23 protein-coding genes are annotated in these 25,173 nt (G+C 70.9%); 13 read left to right on the top strand and 10 right to left on the bottom strand.

Annotation, left to right across the window (positions count from 1 at the left end):
• Positions 1–162 precede the first annotated feature (162 nt).
• The 3 genes from AQJ64_RS22130 to AQJ64_RS22120 all read right to left on the bottom strand — a co-directional run bounded on the left by AQJ64_RS22130 (position 163) and on the right by AQJ64_RS22120 (position 3,836).
• Positions 163–1,134, bottom strand: coding sequence for a pirin family protein (locus AQJ64_RS22130; protein WP_055638060.1), 972 nt, complete (start codon positions 1,132–1,134; stop codon positions 163–165).
• Between the two features lie 122 nt (positions 1,135–1,256).
• Positions 1,257–3,212, bottom strand: coding sequence for an NHL repeat-containing protein (locus AQJ64_RS22125; RefSeq protein WP_055638062.1), 1,956 nt, complete (start codon positions 3,210–3,212; stop codon positions 1,257–1,259).
• A 159-nt stretch (positions 3,213–3,371) separates the two neighbouring features.
• Complete coding sequence (locus AQJ64_RS22120; RefSeq protein ID WP_055638059.1) at positions 3,372–3,836, bottom strand: SseB family protein; 465 nt, start codon at positions 3,834–3,836, stop codon at positions 3,372–3,374.
• Positions 3,837–4,055: 219 nt separating this feature from the next.
• On the opposite strand from AQJ64_RS22120, the gene AQJ64_RS22115 reads away from it, so the two are divergent.
• The 5 genes from AQJ64_RS22115 (at position 4,056) to AQJ64_RS49715 (ending at position 9,796) form a co-directional block, all read left to right on the top strand.
• Positions 4,056–5,882: an acyl-CoA dehydrogenase gene (locus tag AQJ64_RS22115; protein ID WP_055638058.1), complete on the top strand. Its 1,827-nt coding sequence runs from the start codon at positions 4,056–4,058 to the stop codon at positions 5,880–5,882.
• Positions 5,883–6,631: 749 nt separating this feature from the next.
• Positions 6,632–7,930: a M18 family aminopeptidase gene (locus AQJ64_RS22110; protein WP_059202894.1), complete on the top strand. Its 1,299-nt coding sequence runs from the start codon at positions 6,632–6,634 to the stop codon at positions 7,928–7,930.
• Between the two features lie 68 nt (positions 7,931–7,998).
• Positions 7,999–8,223: a DUF6458 family protein gene (locus tag AQJ64_RS22105; RefSeq protein ID WP_055637838.1), complete on the top strand. Its 225-nt coding sequence runs from the start codon at positions 7,999–8,001 to the stop codon at positions 8,221–8,223.
• 189 nt (positions 8,224–8,412) lie between these two features.
• The gene (locus tag AQJ64_RS22100) at positions 8,413–9,561 is read left to right on the top strand and encodes a glycosyltransferase family 2 protein (protein ID WP_276206722.1); all 1,149 of its coding nucleotides are present in this window, start codon (positions 8,413–8,415) and stop codon (positions 9,559–9,561) included.
• Positions 9,562–9,631: 70 nt separating this feature from the next.
• Positions 9,632–9,796 (top strand): hypothetical protein, encoded by a 165-nt coding sequence (locus AQJ64_RS49715; protein ID WP_167739008.1) that lies wholly within the window; start codon positions 9,632–9,634, stop codon positions 9,794–9,796.
• Between the two features lie 6 nt (positions 9,797–9,802).
• Here the strand turns inward: AQJ64_RS49715 and AQJ64_RS22095 are convergent, their stop codons facing one another.
• Positions 9,803–11,659, bottom strand: coding sequence for an NHL domain-containing thioredoxin family protein (locus tag AQJ64_RS22095; protein ID WP_055637841.1), 1,857 nt, complete (start codon positions 11,657–11,659; stop codon positions 9,803–9,805).
• Between the two features lie 73 nt (positions 11,660–11,732).
• Here AQJ64_RS22095 and AQJ64_RS22090 point away from each other — a divergent pair, with 73 nt between their 5' ends.
• Positions 11,733–12,476, top strand: coding sequence for a hypothetical protein (locus AQJ64_RS22090; protein ID WP_206189896.1), 744 nt, complete (start codon positions 11,733–11,735; stop codon positions 12,474–12,476).
• Between the two features lie 3 nt (positions 12,477–12,479).
• Here AQJ64_RS22090 and AQJ64_RS22085 read toward each other — a convergent pair whose 3' ends face one another.
• On the bottom strand, positions 12,480–12,875 hold the full coding sequence (locus AQJ64_RS22085; RefSeq protein WP_055637839.1) for a cupin domain-containing protein: 396 nt from the start codon (positions 12,873–12,875) through the stop codon (positions 12,480–12,482).
• A 53-nt stretch (positions 12,876–12,928) separates the two neighbouring features.
• Between AQJ64_RS22085 and AQJ64_RS22080 the strand changes: the two genes are divergently transcribed.
• The 3 genes from AQJ64_RS22080 to AQJ64_RS22070 all read left to right on the top strand — a co-directional run bounded on the left by AQJ64_RS22080 (position 12,929) and on the right by AQJ64_RS22070 (position 15,678).
• Positions 12,929–13,936 carry a GlxA family transcriptional regulator gene (locus AQJ64_RS22080; RefSeq protein WP_059202893.1) on the top strand — a complete coding sequence of 336 codons (1,008 nt, stop codon included), beginning with the start codon at positions 12,929–12,931 and terminating at the stop codon, positions 13,934–13,936.
• A gap of 258 nt (positions 13,937–14,194) precedes the next feature.
• A complete protein-coding gene (locus AQJ64_RS22075) occupies positions 14,195–14,692 on the top strand; it encodes an LURP-one-related/scramblase family protein (RefSeq protein WP_055635211.1) in 498 nt (165 codons plus the stop codon).
• A gap of 197 nt (positions 14,693–14,889) precedes the next feature.
• On the top strand, positions 14,890–15,678 hold the full coding sequence (locus AQJ64_RS22070; RefSeq protein ID WP_055635212.1) for a hypothetical protein: 789 nt from the start codon (positions 14,890–14,892) through the stop codon (positions 15,676–15,678).
• Between the two features lie 178 nt (positions 15,679–15,856).
• Here AQJ64_RS22070 and AQJ64_RS22065 read toward each other — a convergent pair whose 3' ends face one another.
• Positions 15,857–16,642 (bottom strand): carbon-nitrogen family hydrolase, encoded by a 786-nt coding sequence (locus AQJ64_RS22065; RefSeq protein ID WP_055635213.1) that lies wholly within the window; start codon positions 16,640–16,642, stop codon positions 15,857–15,859.
• Between the two features lie 202 nt (positions 16,643–16,844).
• Between AQJ64_RS22065 and AQJ64_RS22060 the strand changes: the two genes are divergently transcribed.
• Both AQJ64_RS22060 and AQJ64_RS22055 read left to right on the top strand, forming a co-directional pair.
• Complete coding sequence (locus tag AQJ64_RS22060) at positions 16,845–17,669, top strand: maleylpyruvate isomerase family mycothiol-dependent enzyme (protein ID WP_055635214.1); 825 nt, start codon at positions 16,845–16,847, stop codon at positions 17,667–17,669.
• Between the two features lie 57 nt (positions 17,670–17,726).
• Positions 17,727–18,134, top strand: coding sequence for a DUF3224 domain-containing protein (locus AQJ64_RS22055; protein WP_055635215.1), 408 nt, complete (start codon positions 17,727–17,729; stop codon positions 18,132–18,134).
• A 93-nt stretch (positions 18,135–18,227) separates the two neighbouring features.
• Here the strand turns inward: AQJ64_RS22055 and AQJ64_RS22050 are convergent, their stop codons facing one another.
• On the bottom strand, positions 18,228–19,127 hold the full coding sequence (locus AQJ64_RS22050) for a D-alanyl-D-alanine carboxypeptidase family protein (RefSeq protein ID WP_079061848.1): 900 nt from the start codon (positions 19,125–19,127) through the stop codon (positions 18,228–18,230).
• A gap of 223 nt (positions 19,128–19,350) precedes the next feature.
• Here AQJ64_RS22050 and AQJ64_RS22045 point away from each other — a divergent pair, with 223 nt between their 5' ends.
• Positions 19,351–20,046 (top strand): GntR family transcriptional regulator, encoded by a 696-nt coding sequence (locus AQJ64_RS22045; protein ID WP_055635222.1) that lies wholly within the window; start codon positions 19,351–19,353, stop codon positions 20,044–20,046.
• Positions 20,043–21,356, top strand: a complete 1,314-nt coding sequence (locus tag AQJ64_RS22040; RefSeq protein WP_079061846.1) for an MFS transporter — start codon at positions 20,043–20,045, stop codon at positions 21,354–21,356. The genes AQJ64_RS22045 and AQJ64_RS22040 overlap by 4 nt, the downstream gene beginning before the upstream one ends.
• Positions 21,357–21,396: 40 nt before the next feature.
• On the opposite strand, the gene AQJ64_RS22035 is transcribed toward AQJ64_RS22040, so the two are convergent.
• From AQJ64_RS22035 to pdhA, 3 genes are read right to left on the bottom strand one after another with little or no spacing between them, the layout of a single operon-like run.
• Positions 21,397–22,854, bottom strand: coding sequence for a dihydrolipoamide acetyltransferase family protein (locus AQJ64_RS22035; RefSeq protein ID WP_055635217.1), 1,458 nt, complete (start codon positions 22,852–22,854; stop codon positions 21,397–21,399).
• Positions 22,855–22,864: 10 nt separating this feature from the next.
• Complete coding sequence (locus AQJ64_RS22030; RefSeq protein ID WP_397802727.1) at positions 22,865–23,830, bottom strand: alpha-ketoacid dehydrogenase subunit beta; 966 nt, start codon at positions 23,828–23,830, stop codon at positions 22,865–22,867.
• 37 nt (positions 23,831–23,867) lie between these two features.
• Positions 23,868–25,046, bottom strand: a complete 1,179-nt coding sequence (gene pdhA, locus AQJ64_RS22025; RefSeq protein WP_055635219.1) for a pyruvate dehydrogenase (acetyl-transferring) E1 component subunit alpha — start codon at positions 25,044–25,046, stop codon at positions 23,868–23,870.
• Positions 25,047–25,173 lie beyond the last annotated feature (127 nt).

Genomic DNA, 25,173 nt, shown 5'->3' with positions numbered 1-25,173 from the left:
ACCCCACGCCAGTCATCAGGAAACGGCCAGATCGGTGCCCTGCGGGGAAGATCCCCGCAGGGCACCGATCTGGCCCACTAGGAGACCAAGAAGGCGGCTGCGAGCGCGGACGAGCCTCACCCCTTTCCGGGTGGACTCGTCCACATGCGGCCGTAGTGAGCCCTACAGTCCGCCCTCAGACATGCCGTGCACTGCCGGGATCGTTCCCAGCCGCCCCTTCTGGAAGTCCTCGAACGCCTGCTGCAGCTCGTCCTTGGTGTTCATGACGAACGGGCCGTAGTGCGCCATCGGCTCACGGATCGGCTGTCCGCCCAGCAGCACGACCTCCAGGTCCGGCGTGTTTGCATCCTGCTTCTCGTCCGCGCGGACCGTCAGCGAGGAGCCCGCGCCGAAGACCGCGGTCTGACCCAGGTGGATCGGACGGCGCTCCGCGCCCACCGCGCCCTTGCCCGCGAGGACGTACGCCAGGCCGTTGAAGTCCTCCCGCCACGGAAGAGTGAGCTCCGCGCCGGGCGCGAGGGTCGCGTGAACCATGGTGATCGGGGTGTGGGTGATGCCCGGCCCCGCGTGCCCGTCCAGCTCGCCGGCGATGACCCGCAGCAGCGCACCGCCGTCGGGGGTGGTGAGGAGCTGTACGTGCCCGCCGCGGATGTCCTGGTAGCGCGGCGCCATCATCTTGTCCTTGGCCGGCAGGTTCACCCACAGCTGCAGGCCGTGGAAGAGACCGCCGGACATGACCAGCGACTCCGGCGGCGCCTCGATGTGGAGCAGACCCGAGCCGGCCGTCATCCACTGGGTGTCGCCGTTGGTGATGGTGCCGCCGCCGCCCTGGCTGTCCTGGTGGTCGAAGATCCCGTCGATGATGTAGGTGACGGTCTCGAAGCCGCGGTGCGGGTGCCACGGGGTCCCTTTCGGCTCCCCAGGCTGATACTCCACCTCACCCATCTGATCCATCATGATGAACGGATCCAGATGGCGGTAGTGGATCCCCGCGAACGCCCGGCGAACGGGGAAACCCTCACCTTCGAAACCGCTCGGCGCGGTCGTGACACCCAGCACGGGACGCGCCACGGCCTCGGCCGACGCGGCGACACGCGGCAGCGTCAGCGGGTTCTCGACGGTCACTGCAGGCATGGTCCCTACCTCCTTGGGCGACGTGCGTCCCAGTTTAGTTGAGCATTGAACTTTCTGCCAGCCCTAACGACGAAAGCCCGGAGGACATTCCCTCCGGGCCATGTCATCCCTCGGACGAGGGATCAGTTGCTGAAGTACAGGTACTTCCAGGCGCCGTACGTCGTGGAGTTCACGCTGTCGCCGGACGAGCCGTTGACGTACACCGAGCGCATCCGGGCCCGGATGCCCGACTCACCGGGCGCCCCGAGGCTGACGGCCGACTTCCCGTTCGCACCGACGGGGAACCACTCCGAGTCCGTCGAGTACCACGAACCCTGGTAGTAGACCTGGAGGTCGAAGCGCTGCTGACGGCCCGGGTAGTAGGTCATCGTCGTGGTGAGCAGCGGGTCGGTGTTCTTGTGGAACCAGTAGTAGGACGTCGAGCCGATCTTCGCCGTCCTGTAGTGCTTCGAGACGGCGGTGGAGACCTTGACCCGCGCGTAGGCCGTGGCCTTCACGGTCTTCGGCTGGTAGCGGGAGTCGCCCGTGAAGACCGCGGTGACGGTGGTGTCCCGGGTCATGTCCACCCAGGCGGCGATGTTGCCGCTGGAGTTGACCTTCCCCTTCTTGATCAGCTTCTTCGGCTTGTCGCTGCCGAAGGGGTCCGCCCAGATCTCGACCGTGCGGTTCTTGTACGTCGAGCCGAGGTGCGCGGTGAACTTCACATCGGCGCCGTAGTTGTACAGCTTGCCGTTGTTGTTCAGGCTCAGGCTCGTCGCGGCGCGGGACACCGCGACCTTGTCGGAGGCGGAGACCGCGATGTGCTCGGCGTCGCCCGCGTAGGTGACCTTGTAGGTGACCGTGCCGCCGGCCGGCGGGGTGTCCGTGAAGGAGTACGTGCCGTCCGCCTTGACCGTGACGGCGGCGAGCGCCTTGCCGCTGGGGCTGTCGAGGTCGGTGCGGGTGACGGAGAGCTTGACGCCCGCGGGCAGCGGGACCGTCGCCGAGATCCTGCCGGTGACGGTGAGCTTCTTGGCGCGGGTCGCCGAGCTGGGGGCGTTGACCGTGAGCGTCGGCACGTTCAGCGTCGGCTGGGTGAGGGCCCTGAGCGTGTAGGTGCCGCTGCCCGGGACGAGCGCGAAGATCCGCGAGGAGTCCGGCGCCCAGCGCACCGTGCCGACGTTGTAGTCGGAGGACGAGCCGACGGTGTAGGTGCGCAGCGGCTGCGTGGCGTTCGGCCGGTAGACCGCGACCTTGCCGGCGGCGACCTGGGCGACCAGCCCGTTCGGCGCGACGTCGGCGCCCCACGCGCCGGGGTAGGCGCCGGCCTTGGTGAACTTGCCGTCCGCCCACGCGTCCCGGTCGGTGCCGTTGACCAGCACCTCGTCGGAGCCGGGGACCAGGTCGATGTCCCCGATGCCGCTGTTCAGGGTGTAGTCGCCGTCGTACCAGGCGGTGGCCTTGGTGGTGGCGCCCGAGACGTCGACGACGGCCATGGAGTCGGTGGAGATGCCGGTCTCGCCGACGGCCAGCAGGCCCGGCCGGTTCGGGTCGGTGTCCAGCAGCGCCTGGCCCCAGATGCCGATCGAGGTGCCCTCGGTCGGGAACTGCGCCATCGCCACCGGGTCGGTGCCGCTCGCCGGGTCCACCGCCGGGTCGACGGAGCCGATGTCGCCGTCCCACTGGTCGCCGTACGAGAACCACGCCTTGCCGCCGGCGAAGGCCAGGTGGCGCGGGCCGGTGTCGGTGGGGATCGTGTACGTCTGCTTGACGTCCAGGGTGGCCGGGTCGAGCGCGAGGATCTGGTGCGTGTTGGGCAGGGCCGCGTACAGGGTGGAGCCGTCGTCCGAGAGGGCCAGGTCGCTGACGCTGCCGAAGCCGGCGTTCACGTCGACGAGGGTGCCGTTGTAGTCGGAGGCGAGGATCCGGCCGTTCGCCGCGTCGCCGACGAACACCCGCTGGAGGGCGCCGTCCACGACCAGACCGCCGGTGTTGGTGACGGTGGTGGCGGCGGCCGAGGCGGTCCCCGCCGCCATGACGCTCAGCGCCGCCGAGCTGAAGAGGACCGCGAGTGCCGTCGCGGCCGAAGTGCTGCGCATGCGCACAGTGATGAACCCCCAGTGGAAACCCGGGTTCGCCGGGTAGATGAGAGCGCCGCGCGGCACCCGGACGCGACCGCGGAAGAGCGGTTGCGCGCGGGGCGCGGCTGCCTGAGGGCACCTTATGGCATGGCTGTGACAAACGGGGAGCGGGTTTTCCTAGCCGTACATCCTGCGCATCGCGAACTCCACCATCTGCTCGACCGCCTTCGCGTCGAACACCATCCGGTGCTCGCCCTCCATGTCGACGACGAAGCCGTAGCCGGTGGGGAGGAGGTCGATGACCTCGGCGCCGGTGATGACGAAGTACTTGGACTCCTTGCCCGCGTACCGGCGCAGCTCCTTCAGCGAGGTGAACATCGGGATCACCGGCTGCTGGGTGTTGTGCAGGGCGAGGAAGCCGGGGTTGTCGCCGCGCGGGCAGTAGACCTTGGAGGTCGCGAAGACCTGCTGGAAGTCCTCCGCCGCCATCTGCCCCGTGGTGAAGGCACGGACCGCGTCCGCGAGGGAGGGCGGGGACGGCTCGGGGTACAGGGGCGGCTGCTGCCCGTAGCCGCCGGCCATCGGCTGCTGCGGTGGGGCGTACTGCTGCTGGGCGCCCATGTTCTGCTCGTAGCCGTACATGGGCGCAAGCGTACCGAGACGGCCCGGCCGGTGGGGCGGTCCGGGTGGGGCGGTCCGGGTGCGCCGGGCGCGGCGTGCGCCCTCGGTGGGAACCGTCACAGATGACCGGATCGGGGTTGCGGCTTATTACCGGCGGGTAGCATCATCGGTGCTACTAGTTGGTAAGTGAACTGGCGCGAGGATCAAGTGCCTCGCCGATCTCTCTACGGAGCCGTCGCCATGGGGCACTACAAGTCGAATCTCCGCGACATCGAGTTCAACCTCTTCGAAGTACTGGGACGCGACAAGCTGTACGGCACCGGCCCGTTCGAGGAGATGGACACCGAGACCGCGAAGAGCATCCTCGAGGAGCTCACCCGCCTCGCCGAGAACGAGCTGGCCGAGTCCTTCGCCGACGCCGACCGCAACCCCCCGGTCTTCGACCCGGAGACCAACACCGCGCCGGTCACGCCGTCCTTCAAGAAGTCGTACAAGGCCTTCATGGAGTCGGAGTACTGGCGTCTGGGCCTGCCCGAGGCGATCGGCGGCACCACCGCCCCGCCGTCGCTGATCTGGTCGTACGCGGAGCTGATCCTCGGCTCGAACCCGGCCGTGTGGATGTACTCCTCCGGCCCGGCGTTCGCCGGCATCCTCCACGACGAGGGCAACGACGAGCAGAAGAAGATCGCCAAGATCGCCGTGGAGCGCACCTGGGGCTCCACCATGGTGCTCACCGAGCCCGACGCGGGGTCGGACGTGGGCGCCGGGCGCACCAAGGCCGTGCAGCAGGAGGACGGCTCCTGGCACATCGAGGGCGTGAAGCGGTTCATCACCTCCGGTGAGCACGACATGGAGGAGAACATCCTCCACTACGTGCTGGCGCGCCCCGAGGGCGCCGGAGCCGGCACCAAGGGGCTCTCCCTCTTCCTCGTCCCGAAGTACCTCTTCGACTTCGAGACCGGCGAGCTGGGCGAGCGCAACGGCGTCTACGCCACCAACGTCGAGCACAAGATGGGCCTGAAGGCCTCCAACACCTGCGAGATGACCTTCGGCGACCGGCACCCCGCCAAGGGCTGGCTGATCGGCGACAAGCACGACGGCATCCGCCAGATGTTCCGGATCATCGAGTTCGCCCGGATGATGGTCGGCACGAAGGCCATCTCGACCCTGTCGACCGGCTACCTCAACGCGCTGGAGTACGCCAAGGAGCGCGTCCAGGGTCCCGACCTCGCGAACTTCATGGACAAGAGCGCGCCCAAGGTCACCATCACCCACCACCCCGACGTGCGCCGCTCGCTGATCACGCAGAAGGCGTACGCGGAGGGCATGCGGGCGCTGGTGCTGTACACCGCCTCCGTCCAGGACGCGATCGCCGTCAAGGAGGCCGCGGGCGAGGACGCCAGGACCGAGCACGCGCTGAACGACCTGCTCCTGCCCATCGTCAAGGGCTACGGCTCCGAGAAGGGCTACGAGCAGCTCGCCCAGTCGCTCCAGACGTTCGGCGGCTCCGGCTTCCTCCAGGAGTACCCGATCGAGCAGTACATCCGCGACGCCAAGATCGACACCCTGTACGAGGGCACCACCGCGATCCAGGGCCAGGACTACTTCTTCCGGAAGATCGTCCGCAACCAGGGCGCCGCGCTGAACTCGCTCGCCGAGGACATCAAGAAGTTCCTGGCGCTCGGCACGGGCGGCGAGGAGCTGGCCGGTGCCCGTGAGCACCTCGCCAAGGCCGCCGTCGAGCTGGAGGCCATCGTCGGCCTGATGCTGACCGACCTCGCGGCCACCGAGCAGGACGTCAAGAACATCTACAAGGTGGGCCTGAACACCACCCGCCTGCTGCTCGCCTCCGGTGACGTGGTCGTCGGCTACCTGCTGCTCAAGGGCGCCGCGATCGCCGCCGAGAAGCTGGAGACGGCCTCGGCGAAGGACAAGTCCTTCTACACCGGCAAGATCGCCGCGGCGAAGTTCTTCGCGGCCAACGTCCTGCCCGGGGTCACCCTGGCCCGCAAGATCGCCGAGGGCGTCGAGCTGGACCTGATGGACCTGGACGAGGCGGCTTTCTGACGTTCCGGACCGATCCCGGGCCCGGGGGGCCGGCCGATCCCGGCCAGGAGGGTTCGGCCGATCCCGGCCAGGAGGGTTCGGCCGATCCCGGGCCGGAGGGTTCGGCCGATCCCGGCCCGAGGGATCTGGCCTACCCCGGCCCGAGGGATCTGGCCTACCCCGGCCCGAGGGATCTGGCCTACCCCGGCCCGGAGGGTTCGGCCCACCCCAGCCACGGGACCGGCCGATCCCAGCCCGGCGAATCCGACCCACCCGGCCCGGAGAATCCGGCCCACCCCAGCCCGGAGGGTTCGGCCCACCCCAGCCCGGGGACCGGCCGATCCCGGCCCGGAGAATCCGGCCCACCCCAGCCCGGAGGGTTCGGCCCACCCCAGCCCAGGGACCGGCCGATCCCAGCCCGGAGAATCCGACCCACCCGGCCCGGAGGGTTCGGCCCACCCCAGCCACGGGGACCGGCCGATCCCGGCCCGGAGAATCCGGCCCACCCCGCCCCGGAGGATCCGGCCCACCCCAGCCCGGAGGATCCGGCCCACCCCAGCCCCGGAGGATCCGGCCCACCCCAGCCCGGAGGGTTCGGCCCTCCCCGGCCCGGGGACCGGCGCGGCATGCTAGAAATGCGGCCCCGGTCCCCCACCCGGTCCCCACTCCCCGACGGGAGCCGCCGGGCGGGGCCGCCCTCCACACCGTCCTCACGAGGGCCCGTTCCCACGACCGGGAACGGGCCCTCGTACGTCGTTAAGGTGAACCCCATGAGCGAACCCCCCCGCTTCGACCGCGGCCACACCGACGACCTCATGTCCTTCCTCACGGTGAGCCCGTCGCCGTACCACGCCGTCGCGAACGCGGCGGCGCGGCTGGAGAAGGCAGGCTTCCGCCAGGTCGTCGAGACGGACGCCTGGGACGGGACGAGCGGCGGCAAGTACGTGCTGCGCGGTGGCGCGATCGTGGCCTGGTACGTCCCCGAGGGCGCCGCGCCGCACACCCCGTTCCGGATCGTCGGCGCCCACACCGACTCGCCCAACCTGCGCGTCAAGCCGCTGCCCGACACGGGCGCGCACGGCTGGCGGCAGATCGCCGTGGAGATCTACGGCGGGCCGCTGCTCAACTCCTGGCTCGACCGCGACCTCGGCATCGCGGGCCGGCTCACCCTGCGCGACGGCTCGACCCGCCTGGTGAACGTCGGCCGCCCCCTGCTGCGAGTCCCCCAGCTCGCCATCCACCTCGACCGCGCGGTCAACAGCGACGGCCTCAAGCTCGACAAGCAGCGTCACCTCCAGCCCGTCTGGGGCCTCGGCCACGACGTCCGCGACGGCGATCTGATCGCCTTCCTGGAGGAGGAGTCGGGGATCCCCGCGGGCGAGGTCACCGGCTGGGACCTGATGACCCACTCCGTGGAGCCGCCCGCCTACCTGGGCCGCGACCAGGAACTGGTGGCCGGCCCGCGCATGGACAACCTGCTGTCCGTGCACGCCGCTACGGCGGCCCTGACGGCCGTAGCGGCGGGCGACCACGACCTGCCGTACATCCCGGTGCTCGCCGCCTTCGACCACGAGGAGAACGGCTCGCAGTCCGACACCGGCGCCGACGGACCGCTGCTGGGCACCGTGCTGGAACGTTCCGTGCTGGCGCGCGGCGGATCGTACGAGGACCGGGCGAGGGCCTTCGCGGGCACGGTGTGCCTCTCCTCCGACACCGGCCACGCGGTCCACCCCAACTACGCGGAGCGGCACGACCCGACACACCACCCGCGGGTCAACGGCGGCCCCATCCTCAAGGTCAACGTCAACAACCGCTACGCCACCGACGGCACCGGCCGTGCCGTGTTCGCCGCCGCCTGCGAGAAGGCGGGCGTGCCGTTCCAGTCGTTCGTCTCCAACAACTCCATGCCCTGCGGCACGACCATCGGCCCCATCACCGCCGCCCGGCACGGGATCCGCACCGTCGACATCGGCGTGGCGATCCTGTCCATGCACAGCGCCCGCGAACTGTGCGGCGACGCCGACCCGCATCTGCTGGCGAACGCGCTGGTGGCGTTCCTGGAAGGGTAGTTGGAGGAAAGCGGGGTACCCGCCGGTGCGGAGCCGAAAGACATCGGACCGGACTGGAGGCGAGACTCATGGGCCTCGGCGGATGCATCATCCTCATCGCCGTGGGAGCGATCCTGACCTTCGCGACCGACTGGGACATGCAGGGGGTCGACCTCGACCTGGTCGGCGTCATCCTGATGATCGTCGGGCTGATCGGCCTGACCACGTTCAGCAGCATCGCCCGGCGCCGGCGCATGGTGGTGCCGCCCACCACCGTGGTCGAGGACGACCGGCGCAGGGAACCCCCTTTCTGACACCCCTTTGCCGACACCCCCTTTCCTGACAGCTCATCATGAACGGGATGCACAGGAAAAATTCAGACAACCGTGAGCAGTCCGTTACTCGGGACAACTTGTCGGGTTGTCGTAGTTTCGTGAAGACTTCTGGGGACAAAGGGACCCGAGGGGTGCGGGCCCCACACCTTCACACCTGGGGGTCCCGGCGTGCTCGACCTCGCGCCACCGAGCGGTCCGCGAGCGCGGGACGCGCGACGCCACGCGTCACGCCGCGCGCACGCGGCCCCCGAGGAACCGGCCGAGCGCCCCCGGCTCGCCGTCCTGATACCGGCGCACAACGAGGCGGACCGCATCGGCGCCGCCATCGACGGCCTGCGCGACCAGACCCGGCGGCCCGACCTCGTCGTCGTGGTCTGCGACAACTGCACCGACGACACCGCCGAGATCGCCGTCGCCCACGGCGCCCAGGTCTTCCACACCCAGGGCAACACCCACAAGAAGGCCGGCGCGCTCAACCAGGCCATCGCCTGGATGCTGCCCCACCTCGACGACCGCGACCTGCTCCTCGTCCAGGACGCCGACACCGTCCTCGACCCCTGGTTCGCCGAGACCGCGCTCGGCACCTTCAACCGCAAGGTCGGCGCCGTCGGCGGAGTCTTCTACGGCGAGGAGGGCGGCGGCCTCCTCGGACTGCTCCAGCGCATGGAGTTCCACCGCTACGCCTGGGAACTGGAGCGCACCGGCGGCAAGGCCCAGGTCCTCACCGGCACCGGCACCATGTTCCGCGCCCGCGTCCTGCGCGAGGTGCGCACCGCCCGCCGCGCCGGGGTCATCGGCGGCGGCACCAGCTACTACAGCCTCGCCTCGCTCACCGAGGACGACGAGATGACCAAGGCGGTCAAGACCCTCGGCTACCGGGCCATGTCCCCGGCCGGCTGCGCGGTCGTCACCGAGGTCATGCCCAGCCTCGGCAAGCTCTGGCACCAGCGGCTGCGCTGGCAGCGCGGCGCCCTGGAGAACCTGCGCGACTACGGCTGGACCAAGGTCACCGCCCGCTACTTCATGCAGCAGTTCCTGATGGGCTTCGGCGCGCTGTCCTTCCTGATCTACCTCACCTACATGGCCACCTTCACCTCGCTGTACGGCTGGCCCGGCCTCTCACCGTTCTGGACGGCGATCGGCCTGATCTTCGTGGTCGAGAAGACCGTCTCCGTACGCCGCGCGGGCCCGAAGGCCGTCCTGGTCGCCGCGCTGATGGTTCCGGAGATGCTCTACGACCTCTTCCAGCACGCCGTCTACTTCACCTCGCTGTGGGGGCTGGTGCGCCGCAGCGAGGAGAAGTGGGTGGCGACGTAGGCCCCGGGGCCTGCCTCCTGAACCCACCCCCCTCACCCCCATTGCACTCACCCCCGCTAGGAGAAGCACGATGTACGGAAGAGTGATCGGCGCCGGAACCACGGGCGCCGGCGGCGCCACCCTGGCCGCCACCGGCCTGTGGATGAACAGCATGGCGCTGGTCGTCGCCGCCACCACCCTGGTCGCCGCGGGCGTCGCCCTGTTCAAGCTGGCCCCGCGCTCGCGCCGCGGCTGAGACCGGTCAGACGGCTGAGTCGTCCATCCCGGCCAGGACCAACGGCAGCCGGTCCGCCGCGCCTTCGGTGAGGCGGACCGGAACACCCCAGTCCTGCTGGTGCACATGGCAGGCGGGGTATGCGTTCGCCGGGTCGTCGTCGCAGGAGGCGGCCATGGCCGACACGTGCAGGACACCCTCCTCGAACTCGGGGTCGAGCTCCAGCGTCCGGGAGAGGTCCGTGCCCGCGCCCTCGCCCTTCAGGAGCAGCCCGGGCGGGGTGGCGGAGACCAGCAGCCGGGTCGAAGGACCGTACCGGGTGTCGAGCTTCTGCCCGGCCGGCGCCTGGAAGATCACGTCCAGCCGCAGCGTGCCCGGCGCGACCTCGGTGGCGGCGCGCCGGGTGCGGTGCGCCACGGACGCCACCCGTACCGCCTCCTCCGGCAGCCGCAGCCGGGTCAGCCGGTGCCGGGCGGACTCCACGAGCACGATGTCGTCCCCGACGAGCACGGCGTCGCTGGGCTCCCGCAGGTCGGTGGCCAGCGTGCTGACCTCGCCGGTCGCCGGGTCGTACCGCCGCAGGGCGTGGTTGTAGGTGTCGCTGACGGCGACGGACCCGTCGGGCAGCACCGTGACCCCCAGCGGATGCTGGAGCAGGGCCTGCCCGGCCGACCCGTCCCGGTGCCCGAAGTCGAACAGCCCGGTGCCGACGGCGGTGTGCACGACCCCCTGCCGGTCCACCCACCGCAGCGCGGACGTCTCGGCGTCGGCGAGCCACAGCCGCTCCCCGTCGCCGGACACCGCCAGCCCGGAGGGCTGCGCGAACCAGGCCTCGGCGACCGGCCCGTCGACGAGCCCCTCGTTGGTGGTGCCGGCGGCCACGGCCACCGTCCGCCCGGCCGGGTCGTAGGCCCACAGCTGGTGGACACCGGCCATGGCGATCCACACCCGCCCGTCGAAGACGGCCACGTCCCACGGCGAGGACAGATCGATCTCGCGGGCGGGCCCCGAGGTGGGCGACCCCTGCCACCACTGTTTCCCGGTCCCCGCGAGGGTGGTCACCTCCCCCGTCGCGAGATCGAGCCGGCGCAGGGCGTGGTTGACGGTGTCGGCGACGACCACGGAGGAGCCGTCGAGGAGGGCGAGCCCCTGCGGCTCGTTGAAGGCAGCCACCCCTGCGGTCCCGTCGGCGAACCCGCGCACACCGGACCCGATCCGCCGTACGACGCTCTCCCCATCGGCGGCCAGCTCCACGAGCTGATGCCGGGTGGTGTCACTGACGAGGAAGTTCCCGTCGGGCAGGACTACCGCCTTCCCGGGGAAACGCAGGGCCGTCGGCTCCGGCTCCGGCGCCACGTACGGCCCGTCGCCGCGCCGCAGCGTCCCCTTCGCCCCGTGCTCGGCCTCCAGCTCCGTCACCAGCCGCTCGATCGCGTGCACATGCCCCTCCCCGGCATGCTGCGCGACGACGTACCCTTCCGGGTCGATCACGACCAGCGTCGGCCACGCCCGCACCGCGTACTGCTTCCAGGTGGCCAGCTCGGGGTCGTCCAGCACGGGATGCCCGACCCCGTACCGCTCCACGGCGTCCACCACGGCCCGGTGCTCGGCCTCGTGCACGAACTTCGGCGAGTGCACCCCGATCACGACGACCGTGTCCCGGTGCTTCTCCTCCAGCTCGCGCAGCTCGTCGAGGACGTGCAGGCAGTTGATGCAGCAAAAGGTCCAGAAATCGAGGATGACGATACGTCCTCGCAGGTCGGCCAGGGTGTACTGCTCCCCGCCCGTGTTCAGCCAGCCGCCCTTGCCGATCAGCTCGGGAGCGCGGACACGAACACGGCGGGGCGCGGGCGCGGGGGTGGGCGCCGGGGCGGAATCGTTCATGCTGTCAAGCTTGCCATCCGGGTACATCCGGGTACGCAGGCCGGATCGGGCGGCCACGGGAGGGGAGCGACGGTTGTCCGGGGACGAGAGCGAGAGCGGGACGGCGCCGAAGGAACGGGTGTTCGTGGCACTGCCGGGGAGCCCGCGGGACCGTAGGGCGACGCTGGAGGCATGCCTCGCGGACGTGGTGCGGAGCCTCGGACTCCGGATCGCCCCCGCATCGGAGGACCGCGCGCACTGGACCTGGGCGCATCACGCCCGGGCGGCGTTGCGCGAGGCCTGCCGACGGGGCATGACCGTGTCCGAGGAGTCCTTCGGCCCGCTGCTCAGGGCGGCCGTCCACGATCCCGACCCGAGCTTCAACCGCCAGTTCGTGGAGCCGGCCCTCAACGCCTTCGGGTACGCGCGCGTGCGGGGCGCGCTGCTCGGATACCTGCGGACGGGCACGGCCCAGGAGCGGGCGGGCGCCGCCCGGGCCTGGTACTGGACGGCGCTGCCCCTGCGGATGCCTCTCGTACGGGCGGAGAACCCCGGCACCGGCGGTGCGCCCGAGCCCGCCGGTGCGCCCGAGCCCGGCGGTGCGCCCGAGCCCGGCGGCCGCTCGGCCCTGGTGGCCGAGTGGAACGAGGCCGCACTGCGCACCTTCGTGAGCGACGAGGACGTGCACGTGCGGCGCTGCGTCCTGCCGATTCTGCCGCTCGACCCGTCGGCGTACCCGGCCGAGCTGCACGACCTGGTGGACCGGGCGGTGGCGCTGGCCCGGTCCCACCCGGACGCGTACATCCGGCACCGGGTGGAGATCCAGGTCCGCCACTGACGGTCACGTCGTCAGCGGGTGGCCCGTCGTCGCGTCCACATGGGACGGGATCTCGTCGTGGCGGTCGCCGACGGTGGAGGTGCCGGTGGGTTCGAGGACGAGGATCTCGGTGGGGACGGGGGCGTACGGCTTGTGCTCGGTGGCGCGCGGGACCGTGAAGACGGAGCCCTTCGGGAGGACGACCGTCCGTTCGCCGGCCGCCTCGCGCAGACCGATGTGGAGCTCGCCCGACAGGACCAGGAAGAGCTCGTCGGTGTGGTCGTGGACGTGCCAGAGGTGCTCGCCCTCGACCTTGGCCACGCGGACGTCGTAGTCGTTGACGGTCGTGACGATGCGGGGGCTCCAGCGCTCGGAGAAGGACGCGAGGGCGGTGGCCAGGCTGACGGGTTCGGTGGTCATGCCGGTCATCGTCGTCCCTGGCGCCGGCCATGGACGAGTGCTAGGAATCGCACATGCCGCAAGGATCCTCGCACCGGCCGCACCGGGTCGTGGTGATCGTCGACGAGGGGACCAATCCCTTCGAAGTCGGGGTCGCCACCGAGCTGTTCGGGCTGCCACGGCCCGAACTGGGGCTGCCGGGGCCGCTGTACGAGGTGACGCTGTGCACACCCGCGCGTGAGGTGCGGATGAACCACGGGTTCTTCCGGCTGACCGGCGTGCCGGGGCTGGAGGCCGCCGATGACGCGGACACCCTCGTCGTACCGGGGCGGCCCGACAACGTCGTACCGCGCGGGGAGGACGTCCTCGACGCCATCCGTCGTGCCCACGCGCGCGGGGCCCGTGTCCTGAGCCTGTGCACCGGCAGCTTCGCGCTCGCCGAGGCCGGGCTGCTGGACGGCCGCCGGGCGACCACGCACTGGATGTGGGCGGAGGCCTTCCGCGAGCTGCATCCGCGCGTACGGCTGGAGCCCGACGTCCTGTTCGTCGACGAGGGGGACGTCCTGACCGCCGCGGGCAGCGCCGCCGCCCTCGACCTCGGGCTGTACGTCGTACGGCGCGACCACGGCGCCGAAGTCGCCAACGCGGTGTCCCGGCGGCTGGTGTTCGCCGCGCACCGGGACGGCGGACAGCGCCAGTTCGTGGAGCGCCCGCTGCCGGACGTGCCCGACGAGTCGCTGGCGCCGCTGCTGGCGTGGGCGCGGGCACGGCTGGGCGAGCCGCTGACGGTGGCCGGCCTCGCGGCCCGCGCGGCCGTCTCGCCCGCCACCCTGCACCGCCGGTTCCGTTCCCAGCTCGGCACCACCCCCCTCACCTGGCTGACCGGCGAACGGGTGGCCCTCGCCTGCCGGCTCATCGAGCGGGGCGAGGAACGGCTCGAGGTGGTCGCGTCGAGGAGCGGGCTGGGGACCGCGGCGAACCTCCGCGCGCGGGTACGCCGTGAAACCGGCCTCAGCCCGTCGGCGTACCGGCGGCGCTTCGGCCCGGCGGGCGGGGGGACGGGTGGGGTGACGGGGGCGTAGGGCTCGCGGGCCGGTCACCCCGACTGCTCCGGCCAAGCCCTCCGCACCGTCTTCGGGAGGCCTTCCGCGGGCCGTCCTCGCCGGTGACACGGAAGCGGACCGGGGCGGTGCCGGGGTCGACGTCGTCCGGCAGCCCGAGGCCGACGGGCCCGTGAGCGGCGCCCCCACCGCGGCCGACACCCGCAGCCGGTTCGTCCGTCCGATCATTTCCCGCCCCCTCCGGGAGGGATCGTCCCCGCCGGGGGAAGCAGTACCGACATGAGATTCCTCGTGCGCGACCGGCTCCTGGCCCTCGGTGACGACTACTGGATCGAGGACGACCGGGGCGAGAAGGCGTACCTCGTCGACGGCAAGGCGATCCGGCTGCGGGACACCTTCGAGCTGAAGGACACGCAGGGGCGGGTCCTGATCGACATCCACCAGAAGATGTTCGCCCTGCGGGACACGATGGTGATCGAGCGGGACGGCGAGCCGCTGGCCACGGTGCGGCGCAAAAGGCTGTCGCTGCTGCGCAACCACTACCGGGTGACGCTGGCGGACGGGCGGACCGTGCTCGACGTCAGCGGGAAGATCCTCGACCGGGAGTTCGCCATCGAGTACGACGGTGAGCTGCTCGCCGTCGTCTCCCGCCGGTGGCTGCACGTGCGGGAGACGTACGGCGTGGACGTCGTACGGGAGGACGCGGACCCGGCGCTGCTGATCGCGGTGACGGTGTGCGTGATCCACCTCTCCGAGAAGGGGAGGGAGGAGGACTGAGGAGGAGGAGCGGACGACCGAACGGGAGCGGGGTGGCTCCGTCCGGGCTTCCGCCATGAGGATCAAATGATGATACGACGCAGGTGCGTCGCGGCTGGTCGGGCTCTCGGGGCCGTTACCGTGCGTGATCGAGGGGGTGCGGCAAGCCCCGGCAGTGTGGGTCCCACACCTCATCCGACCAGCGAAAAGGAGTAACTGTGAACGATCGCTCCAGCACCCGGCGAAGACTGACGCTGGGGATCACGGCACTGACCGTGATCGCCGCGACCGCTGCTCCGGCATCGGCATCCGCCGACCCCTACGGGACCCCTCCGGTCCAGGACCACTGGGGTGTCATCGCCCGGAACACCATCGGCTCCCCCGTCGCCGCTCTGCGGAAGGGCCCGTTCGGCTCGTTCGGCGTACCCGGCCCCTCGGCGCGACCGCCCTACGGACAGGGCAGCCTCGGGATCGAGGTGGCGGACCGCTCCACCAGCCTCACGCCGCCCAGCGAGAAAGCCAGTTTCGGCAACGAGGTCGACTTCTACGGCGACCCGGTGCTGGGTATCGACAACGTCGGCTTCCACGTCTTCCAGACCGGCGAGAACATCACCTACGGCGGCCCCGGAAACATGCCGAACATCACGTTCGAGATCAATCCGAGCCTCACCGCGGCCCCCGCCACGACCTACTCCTCGATGGTGTGGGTCCCGGACCCCTCCCCCACGGTCAACAGCTGGAGCCCTTACCTGGACGCCACCACGACCGGCAAGTGGTTCCTCACCGGCAACGCGGGAACCGTGACCGGCTGCAACCTGACCACGACCTGCACCTTCCAGCAGCTCAGGACGGCCCTCAGCGACGGAGGTGCGGAGCCGACCGTCTACACCGCCGCCGTGGGCAAGGGCCGCGACTACATGTGGATCGGGGCCGTCGACGGCCTGCGCATCAACCAGACGGTGTACGACTTCGAACCGGACAGGGTCCGCACCCAGGGCATCGGCTGAGCCGAGGGTCCGACACGGCAGCCGGCGAGACGGATACCGCGCCGGCCTCCGCGGTCGGATCCGGTCACGGAGCCGAGGACAGGCCCCGGTACCGGAGGAGGGACGTCGCTCGTCCGGACCACCGGACGAGCGGCACACCGAGCCGGCCGGGACCGCCGTGGGGTCCCGGAACCGCCCTTCACCGCCGGCCGAGCACGCGGTCCTTCAAGGCCGGGAACTGTTCCCGGGTCGTGGCGACCTTCGCCGGGTCGAGGCCGACGGTGAGGATCTCCTCGCCGGGACCGGCCTGGCCCAGCACCTCGCCCCACGGATCCACCACGATCGAGTGACCCGCCTGGGGAACTCCGGCGTGCGTCCCGGCCGTTCCACACGCGAGCACGAACGCCTGGTTCTCGACCGCCCGCGCCTGGGCCAGCAGCGTCCAGTGCGCCCGGCGGCGCTCCGGCCAGCCCGCCGAGACGACGAGGGTCTCGGCGCCGGCGTCGACGAGACCGCGGAAGAGTTCGGGGAACCGGAGGTCGTAGCAGGTGGCCAGACCGACGGTCGTCTCCGGGAGACGGACCGTCACCAGGTCCCGGCCCGCGCCCATCAGCACGGCCTCGCCCTTGTCGAAGCCGAAGCGGTGGATCTTGCGGTAGGCGGCCTTCAGCTCACCGGAGGGGGAGAAGACGAGAGACGTGTTGTACAGGGAGCCGTCAGGGTCCCGCTCGGGGATCGAGCCCGCGTGCAGCCACACGCCCGCGTCGCTCGCGGCCTTGGCCATCGCCTCGTAGGTCGGCCCCTCGAGCGGCTCGGCCTGGTCGGTGAACGCCTCGTAGGCGAAGGCGCCGGTCGTCCACAGCTCCGGCAGCACCACGAGGTCCGCGGCGCCGGCCTGCTCCCGTACGAGGGAGGCGACCCGCCCCCGCCGCGATTCGACCGATTCGCCCTCTTCTACGGCGATCTGGATCAGAGAGGCGCGCACAGTACCACCGTCCTGGCATTCGAGTAGTCCACACGGGCCTACGATCGTCACACGAAAGCACTGCCGGGGTGCCTCACAGCAGCGTAACTTAGCGTTTCACGACACCCGCCGACAGCCGCCGACCGTCTCCGCCTCCCGCTGGCAACGCCGCCACCCGCCGCCACCATCTGCCCGTGCACCGACCGCCGAGGGGTCCCGTTCCGTGAGTCTGCATCCCACCCTCCAGCCCTACGCCGACGCCTGGACCCACTCCATCGAAGCGATATCCGAGTTGGTGCAGCCGCTCGTCGAGGGCGAGTGGAACTGGCGGACCCCGTGCCCCGGCTGGTCGGTCCGCGATGTGGTCTCGCACGTGATCGGCCTGGACAGTGAGATGTACGGCGATCCCCGCCCGATCCACTCACTGCCCCGGGACCTTTTCCACGTCACCACCGATCTCCAGCGGTACATGGAGATGCAGGTCGACGTCCGCCGGCACCACACGGCGCCCGAGATGACCTCCGAGCTGGAGCTGATGATCATCCGGCGCAACCGCCAGCTGCGCAACGAGTCGCGCCAGCCGGGCACGGTCGTGCGCGGACCCCTCGGCGCGGAGCTGACGCTGGAGGAGTCCATGCGCGGCCACGCGTTCAACGTGTGGGTGCACGAGCAGGACCTGCGCGCCGCTCTCGGCCGCCCCGGCAACCTGGACTCCCCCGGCGCCCACATCGCCCGGGACGTGCTCCTCGGTGAGCTGCCGGCCGTCGTGGCCGACCGCGCCGACGCCCCGCGCAGCTCCGCGGTCGTCTTCGACGTGCACGGGCCGATCGAGTTCCTGCGCACGATCCGGGTCGACATCCAGGGCCGCGGCACCCTGGAGACCGCCCCGGCGCTGGGCCCCGCCGCCTCCTTCTCGCTCGACTGGGAGACATACGTCCGGCTGGCCTGCGGCCGGGTGACGGCGGAGGCGGTCGCGGACCGGGTGAAGGCGGAGGGGGAGCCCCGGCTGACGGCGGCGATCCTGCGGAACTTCGCGGTGACCAGGTAGCCCACCGGCCCGCCGGTCGTGCCCGCCGCTGTCAGTGGCGCTCGGTACGGTCGACGTATGAGAGCCAGCGGAACCTTCAGTGTGCACGCGTTCGTCCCGACCGGGCTGAAGCCCGAGCCGGCGGTGGCCACGGCTCTGCCGGTCGGCGTCGCGACCATGGAGAAGCGGTACGAGGGGGAGGTCACCGGACGTTCGGCGACCCTGTTCACGGCCGCGTTCGACCAGGCCACCGGTGTCGGCACCTATGTGGCCATGGAGTCCTTCGAGGGCGCGCTGCACGGCCGGGAGGGCGCGTTCAACTTCGTGCACTCGGCGACCACCTCCGGCAGCGACCGCAGCGCGGAGTTCTTCACCGTCGTCCCGTCCAGCGGCACCGGCGCGCTGACCGGGATCACCGGCACCGGGGGCCTGACCGTGGAGGCCGACGGGACGCACCGGGTGTGGTTCGAGTACGAGATCGGGTGAGCGGACAGCACGAGGCGAACAGCGGGAAGCGAACAGCGGAACGGGCCCGCCGTGGGGATCACGGCGGGCCCGTTCCGTACGTACCGGCGAGCGTCAGCTGATCTTGGCGTAGCCGTAGTTGATGAGCTTCTTGACGTCGGCCGTGCGGCTCGCCGCGTCGGGCGCGGTGAGCACGGTGCCCATGACCGACTCGCCGTTGAGCGTGGCGGCGAAGATCAGGCAGTACTTGGCCTCGGTGCCGGAACCGGTCTTCACACCGAGCGTGCCGTTCCAGCCGAGCAGCGTGTTGGTGTTGACCCAGGCATCCATGGTGCGGGTGGCGCCGGTCTTGGTGATGGTCTTCGCCGTGTACGACTTGGACTTGACGACGGTCTTGAACGTGGAGTTCTTCATCACGCTGCGGGCGAGCAGCGTGAGGTCGCGCGGCGTCGAGGCGTTGGCGCCGTTGCTGAGGCCGTCGAACGAGTCGAACTTCGTGTTCGTCATGCCCAGGCTCCTGGCCATGGTGTTCATCTTGGCGATGAAGTTCTTGGTGCGGGCCGCGACGGTCGTGCCGGAACCGAACTTGTCGGCGAGGGCCATCGCCGCGTCGCAGCCGGACGGCAGCATCATCCCGTACAGCAGCTGGCGGACGGTGACCTTGTCGCCGACGATCAGCCGGGCCGACGACGGGTAGCCCTCGGCGACCATGTAGTCGCTGACCGCCTGCTTGATGGTGACCTTGGTGTCCAGGTTCAGGTTCGCCTGGGAGAGCACGACCTTCGCGGTCATGACCTTCGTGGTGGAGGCGGTGAGCCTCTTCGTGTCAGCGGCCTTGGTGAAGAGCGTCTTGCCCGTCGCGCTGTTCATCAGGTACGCGCCCTTGGCCGTGATGGTGGGCGTCGTGACAGCCTGCGCGGGAGCCGCGGTGAGGACTCCTCCGGCGAGCACTGCGCTGGCCGTGGCGACGACGGCGGCGGCTCGAACTCGGATGCCCTTGGTGGCGGTTATCAACTGAAATACCCCGATTATGTTGAATGCCCCTGAAGTGCGGCCGAGTTGGCATGGGGAAAGTTGGTGGGGCCGCACGTGTGTGACACACAGGTAGCACAGAAGGTTGTGCGCCCGCTGGGACGAATTTCTGATTACCCCGAGCGCGAACACCCCTGGGGGCGACCCGGGTTTCGGATACTGGACGCTCCCCCCTTTGCGCCCATGTTGTATCTATCCTGTGGGCATGCCGTCGTCCGCTCCGCCCCGTCCCGCCACCGCCCCCGTCTCCCCGTCCGTCTCCCTGAAGCAGCCGCCCGCCGCCGAACGGGTCTACGCCCACGTCAAGCAGGGTGTGCTGGACCGCCGTTACGAGGGCGGCACCCTCCTCACCGAGGGCGAGCTGGCCGAAGCCGTCGGGGTCTCCCGGACCCCCGTGCGCGAGGCGCTGCTCCGCCTGGAGGTCGAGGGCCTGATCAAGCTGTACCCGAAGAAGGGCGCCCTGGTCCTGCCGGTCTCCGCACAGGAGATCGCCGACGTCGTGGAGACCCGGCTGCTGGTCGAGGAGCACGCGGCGCGCAAGGCGGTCCCCGCACCGCCCGGCCTCCTCGACCGCCTGGAGGAGCTGCTCGCGCAGCAGAAGGCACAGGCCGCGGCGGGCGACCTCGCGGCGACCGCGGTCACGGACCGCTGCTTCCACGCGGAGATCGTCCGCAGCGGGGGCAACGAGATCCTCTCCCGCCTCTACGACCAGCTCCGCGACCGCCAGCTGCGGATGGGCGTCGCCGTCCTGCACTCCCACCCCGACCGCATCGCGAAGACGCTGACGGAGCACGAGGAGATCCTCCAGGCACTGCGCGCGGGCGACGCCGACGCGGCCGTGGACATCGTCCACCGGCACGTCGGCTGGTTCTCCCACCTGGCCCGGGGTGAGGTCCGATGAGCGTCACCCGCGGTGGATCCCACTCCACCCTTCCGGGTGATCCCCCCGGCGGACGGCGCGCGATGGCCGTCTGGGGGATCGGCGTCTCGGTCTACTTCGTCGCCGTCATCTTCCGTACGTCACTGGGGGTCGCCGGCCTCGACGCGGCCGACCGCTTCCAGGTGAACGCCTCGGCCCTGTCGACCTTCTCGATCCTCCAGCTCCTCGTCTACGCCGGCATGCAGATACCCGTCGGCCTGCTGGTGGACCGGCTCGGCACCAAGCGGGTGCTGACGATCGGCGTCGTGCTGTTCACCGCGGGCCAGCTCGGCTTCGCCTTCTCCTCGTCGTACGGCATGGCGCTCGCCTCACGCGCGCTGCTCGGCTGCGGGGACGCGATGACCTTCATCAGCGTGCTGCGGCTCGGCACCCGCTGGTTCCCGGCCCGGCGCGGCCCCCTGGTGGCCCAGTTCGCCGGCCTCGCCGGCATGGCGGGCAACCTGGTCTCCACGCTGCTGCTGGCCCGGCTGCTGCACGGGATCGGCTGGACGCCGGCCTTCGCGGGCAGCGCCCTCGCGGGCGTGGTCGTGCTGGTCCTGCTCGTCCTCTTCCTCAAGGACCATCCCGAGGGCCACGCGCCCGAACCCTTCCCGCACCACGGCGCCGCGTACGTCCGCCGGCAGATCGCCGCGTCCTGGCGGGAGCCGGGGACCCGGCTCGGTCTGTGGGTGCACTTCACGACCCAGTTCCCGGCGATGGTGTTCCTGCTGCTGTGGGGCCTGCCGTTCCTCGTCCAGGCCCAGGGCCTGTCCCGGGCGACAGCGGGCGAACTGCTGACGCTGGTCGTCCTGTCCAACATGGTCGTGGGTCTGGTCTACGGCCAGATCGTCGCCCGGCACCACGGCGCCCGGCTCCCGCTGGCGCTGGGCACGGTGGGCGCGACCGCCCTCGCCTGGGCGGTGACCCTGGTCTACCCCGGCGACCACGCGCCGATGTGGCTGCTCGTCGTCCTCTGCGCGGTCCTCGGCGCCTGCGGCCCCGCCTCGATGCTGGGCTTCGACTTCGCCCGCCCCGCGAACCCGCCCGAGCGTCAGGGCACCGCCTCCGGCATCACCAACATGGGTGGTTTCACGGCCTCCATGACGACCCTGTTCGCCGTCGGCGTGCTGCTGGACGCGACCGGCGACGACTACACGATCGCCTTCTCCTCGGTGTTCGTCCTCCAGGCCCTCGGCGTCAGCCAGATCCTGCGGCTGCGCAAGCGGGCGGCCCGCCGGGAACGGGAGCGGCTGGTGGCGAGCCGGGTGGAGACGGTGCACGTACCGGCCTAGCGGTCACGGCCCCCGCCGCCGAGCGGGGGCCGTATCCGTCTCACGCCCAGGTGATCAGCCGCTTCGGCTGTTCCAGGATCGCCGCCACGTCGGCCAGCACCTTCGAGCCCAGCTCCCCGTCGACCAGACGGTGGTCGAAGGACAGCGCCAGGGTGGTGACCTGGCGGGGCTTCACCTTGCCCTTGTGGACCCACGGCTGGAGCTTGATCGCGCCGACGGCGAGGATCGCCGACTCCCCGGGGTTGAGGATCGGGGTGCCGGTGTCGACGCCGAAGACGCCGACATTGGTGATCGTCACCGTGCCGCCCTGCATGGCGGCGGGGGACGTCCTGCCGTCGCGGGCCGTGGAGACCAGCTCGCTCAGGGACTCGGCCAGCTGCGGCAGCGTCTTGGCGTGCGCGTCCTTGATGTTCGGGACGAGCAGACCGCGCGGGGTGGCCGCCGCGATGCCCAGGTTGACGTAGTGCTTGACCACGATCTCCTGTGCCGCCTCGTCCCAGGAGGCGTTGATCTCCGGGTGGCGCCGGATCGCGACCAGCAGGGCCTTGGCGATCAGCAGCAGCGGGTTGACCCGCAGCCCCTCCATCTCCCTGTCCTGCTTCAGCTCCTCGACCAGCTTCAGCGTGCGCGTCACGTCGACCGTGATGAACTCGGTGACATGCGGCGCGGTGAACGCCGAGCCGACCATCGCCGCCGCGGTCGCCTTGCGGACACCCTTGACCGGGACACGGGTCTCGCGGGCCGGGTCGTACGACGCGACGGGCGCCGGCGCGGGCGTGGTGACCGGTGCCGGGGCCTGGCCGGCCGGGCTGACCGGGCTGACCGGGCTGACCGGTTCGGGCGTGGGCGCCTGGGCCGGGGCTGCCGGAGCCGTGGTCTGCGGGGCCGCCGCCGCGTGCACGTCCTCGCGCGTGATGACGCCGTCCGGGCCGGTCGGAACCACCGCGGTGAGATCCACGCCCAGGTCCTTGGCGAGCTTGCGCACCGGCGGCTTGGCCAGCGGGCGCTCCTTCGAGGCCGGGGCGGTGCCGTGGCCGTTCAGCTCGGACTGGACGGCCGCCGCGGCGGGCTCCTGGGCCGGGATCGCGGTGCTCCTGCGGGGGCGGCGCTTGGTGGAGGAGGCGGCCACGCCGTACCCGACGAGCACCGGCTGGCGGCCGGAGCCCTCCGGCTTCTTCTCCTCGGGGGCGGGAGCGGGAGCCTGCGCCGGTGCCTCGGCGGGAGCCGGGGCCGCGCCGCCCGACACGTCCACCGCGATGATCGACATGCCCACGTCCACCGTGGTGCCCTCGGGGAAGTGGAGCGCGCGGACCACACCGTCGTAGGGGATGGGCAGTTCGACGGCGGCCTTGGCCGTCTCGACCTCGCACACCACCTGGCCGTCGGTGACCGTGTCACCGGGCTGGACGTACCACTTGAGGATCTCGGCCTCGGTGAGGCCCTCGCCCACGTCCGGCATCTTGAACTCGCGTACGGACGCTTCCGTCATCGTCGTCACGACCCTCTCCTCAGTACGCCAGGGCACGGTCGACGGCGTCGAGCACCCGGTCCAGGCCCGGCAGGTACTCCTCCTCCAGGCGGGCCGGCGGGTACGGGGCGTGGTAGCCGCCGACCCGGAGCACCGGGGCCTCCAGGTGGTAGAAGCAGCGCTCGGTGATGCGCGCGGCGATCTCCGCGCCCGAGCCGAAGAACACCGGGGCCTCGTGGACGACGACCAGACGGCGGGTCTTCTCGACGGAGGCCTGGATGGAGTCGAAGTCGAGGGGGGAGACCGAGCGCAGGTCGAGGACCTCGAGGCTCTTGCCCTCCTCGGCGGCGGCGTTCGCGGCCTCCAGGCAGAGCTTCACCATCGGGCCGTAGGCGGCCAGGGTCAGGTCGGTGCCCTCCCGGGCCACCTGGGCCTTGTGCAGCTCGCCGGGGATGGCCTCGGTGTTGACCTCGCCCTTGTCCCAGTAGCGCCGCTTGGGCTCGAAGAAGATCACCGGGTCGTCGCTCTGGATGGCCTGCTGCATCATCCAGTAGGCGTCGGAGGCGTTGGAGGGGGAGACCACCTTCAATCCGGCGACGTGCGCGAACAGCGACTCCGGGGACTCGGAGTGGTGCTCGACCGCGCCGATGCCGCCGCCGTAGGGGATGCGGACGACGACCGGCATCTTGACCTTGCCCAGCGAGCGGGCGTGCATCTTGGCGAGCTGGGTGACGATCTGGTCGTAGGCGGGGAAGACGAAGCCGTCGAACTGGATCTCCACCACGGGGCGGTAGCCGCGCAGGGCGAGGCCGATGGCCGTGCCGACGATGCCGGACTCGGCGAGCGGGGTGTCGATGACCCGGCTCTCGCCGAAGTCCTTCTGCAGGCCGTCCGTCACCCGGAAGACACCGCCGAGCTTGCCGACGTCCTCGCCCATGACGAGGACCTTCGGGTCGGTCTCCAGGGCGCGCCGCAGCGATTCGTTGATCGCCTTGGCCAGTGCCATGCTTGTGGAAGTCTCGGCCTTGAAGGTCTCAGCCATCTCAGTTACCCCCCTCGTCCGCGAACGACGCCTGGTAGGCGGCGAACTGGGCCCGCTCCTCGTCGACGAGCGCGTGCCCGTCCGCGTACACGTTCTCGAAGATGGCGAAGTGGTCCGGGTCCGGCATGGCGCGGACCGCTTCGCGCACTCGCCTGCCCAACGCCTCGCTCTCGTCCTCGAGTTCCGCGAAGAATCCGTCGTCCGTGTGGTTTGAGGTCTCCAGGTGCCGGCGCAGACGCAGGATCGGGTCCTTCGCCTCCCAGGCCTCGCGCTCCTCGTCCGCGCGGTACTTGGTCGGGTCGTCGGAGGTGGTGTGGGCGCCCATGCGGTAGGTGTACGCCTCGACGAGGGTGGGGCCCTCGCCGTTGCGGGCCCGCTCCAGGGCCCAGCGGGTGACCGCGAGGCAGGCCAGCACGTCGTTGCCGTCGACGCGGACGCCGGGGAAGCCGAAGCCCTGGGCGCGCTGGTAGAGCGGGACGCGGGTCTGCCTCTCGGTCGGCTCGGAGATCGCCCACTGGTTGTTCTGGCAGAAGAACACCACCGGCGCGTTGTAGACCGCGGAGAAGGTGAAGGACTCGGCGACGTCGCCCTGGCTGGACGCGCCGTCGCCGAAGTAGGCGATCACCGCGCTGTCCGCGCCGTCCTTGGCGATGCCCATCGCGTACCCGGTCGCGTGCAGCGTCTGGGAGCCGATGACGATCGTGTAGAGGTGGAAGTTGTTGCCGTTGGGGTCCCAGCCGCCGTTGTTCACCCCGCGGAACATGCCGAGCAGGTTGGTCGGGTCGACCCCGCGGCACCAGGCGACGCCGTGCTCGCGGTAGGTCGGGAAGACGTAGTCGTCGTCGCGCAGCGCCCGGCCGGAGCCGATCTGGGCGGCCTCCTGGCCGAGCAGCGAGGCCCACAGGCCCAGCTCACCCTGGCGCTGGAGGGAGGTGGCCTCGGCGTCGAAGCGGCGGGTGAGCACCATGTCGCGGTACAGGCCACGGAGCTCTTCGGGGGTGACGCCGGCGACGTACTTGTCGTACTCGGCGTTCTTGACGCGCTGGCCCTCGGGCGTCAGCAACTGTACGAGCTCGGGGTCGGTGCCTGGCGCGTTCCTTGCGGTCGTGCGCTTGCCGGCCGTGCTCTTGGTTCCGGCGCTGCGTCGCGGTTTGCGCGCGGCAGTGCTCTCCACGGTCACGTGTGCTCCTCCGTCGGTCCGGCTACCCGGGTTCGCCGGGTGCCAGTGCGGCTCACCTGCGCCTTCGCATCCGCACAGGGTGGGTGCGGCAAAACGGGCACAGATGTGACAGGTGCCCCGGCGAGCG

This window comes from Streptomyces griseoruber (assembly GCF_001514205.1).
Classification (GTDB): domain Bacteria; phylum Actinomycetota; class Actinomycetes; order Streptomycetales; family Streptomycetaceae; genus Streptomyces; species Streptomyces griseoruber.
This window is presented reverse-complemented; position numbering and strand designations above follow the sequence as displayed.

Excerpts from the sequence above, each read along its gene's own strand:
- AQJ64_RS49715 (WP_167739008.1), top strand. The coding sequence starts at position 9,632 with ATGTACGGAAGAGTGATCGGCGCCGGAACCACGGGCGCCGGCGGCGCC.
- AQJ64_RS22085 (WP_055637839.1), bottom strand. The coding sequence starts at position 12,875 with ATGACCACCGAACCCGTCAGCCTGGCCACCGCCCTCGCGTCCTTCTCC.
- AQJ64_RS22040 (WP_079061846.1), top strand. The coding sequence starts at position 20,043 with ATGAGCGTCACCCGCGGTGGATCCCACTCCACCCTTCCGGGTGATCCC.
- AQJ64_RS22120 (WP_055638059.1), bottom strand. The coding sequence starts at position 3,836 with ATGTACGGCTACGAGCAGAACATGGGCGCCCAGCAGCAGTACGCCCCA.
- AQJ64_RS22095 (WP_055637841.1), bottom strand. The coding sequence starts at position 11,659 with ATGAACGATTCCGCCCCGGCGCCCACCCCCGCGCCCGCGCCCCGCCGT.
- AQJ64_RS22130 (WP_055638060.1), bottom strand. The coding sequence starts at position 1,134 with ATGCCTGCAGTGACCGTCGAGAACCCGCTGACGCTGCCGCGTGTCGCC.
- AQJ64_RS22110 (WP_059202894.1), top strand. The coding sequence starts at position 6,632 with ATGAGCGAACCCCCCCGCTTCGACCGCGGCCACACCGACGACCTCATG.
- AQJ64_RS22105 (WP_055637838.1), top strand. The coding sequence starts at position 7,999 with ATGGGCCTCGGCGGATGCATCATCCTCATCGCCGTGGGAGCGATCCTG.
- AQJ64_RS22080 (WP_059202893.1), top strand. The coding sequence starts at position 12,929 with ATGCCGCAAGGATCCTCGCACCGGCCGCACCGGGTCGTGGTGATCGTC.
- AQJ64_RS22055 (WP_055635215.1), top strand. The coding sequence starts at position 17,727 with ATGAGAGCCAGCGGAACCTTCAGTGTGCACGCGTTCGTCCCGACCGGG.
- AQJ64_RS22125 (WP_055638062.1), bottom strand. The coding sequence starts at position 3,212 with ATGCGCAGCACTTCGGCCGCGACGGCACTCGCGGTCCTCTTCAGCTCG.
- AQJ64_RS22045 (WP_055635222.1), top strand. The coding sequence starts at position 19,351 with ATGCCGTCGTCCGCTCCGCCCCGTCCCGCCACCGCCCCCGTCTCCCCG.
- AQJ64_RS22115 (WP_055638058.1), top strand. The coding sequence starts at position 4,056 with ATGGGGCACTACAAGTCGAATCTCCGCGACATCGAGTTCAACCTCTTC.
- AQJ64_RS22075 (WP_055635211.1), top strand. The coding sequence starts at position 14,195 with ATGAGATTCCTCGTGCGCGACCGGCTCCTGGCCCTCGGTGACGACTAC.
- AQJ64_RS22030 (WP_397802727.1), bottom strand. The coding sequence starts at position 23,830 with ATGGCACTGGCCAAGGCGATCAACGAATCGCTGCGGCGCGCCCTGGAG.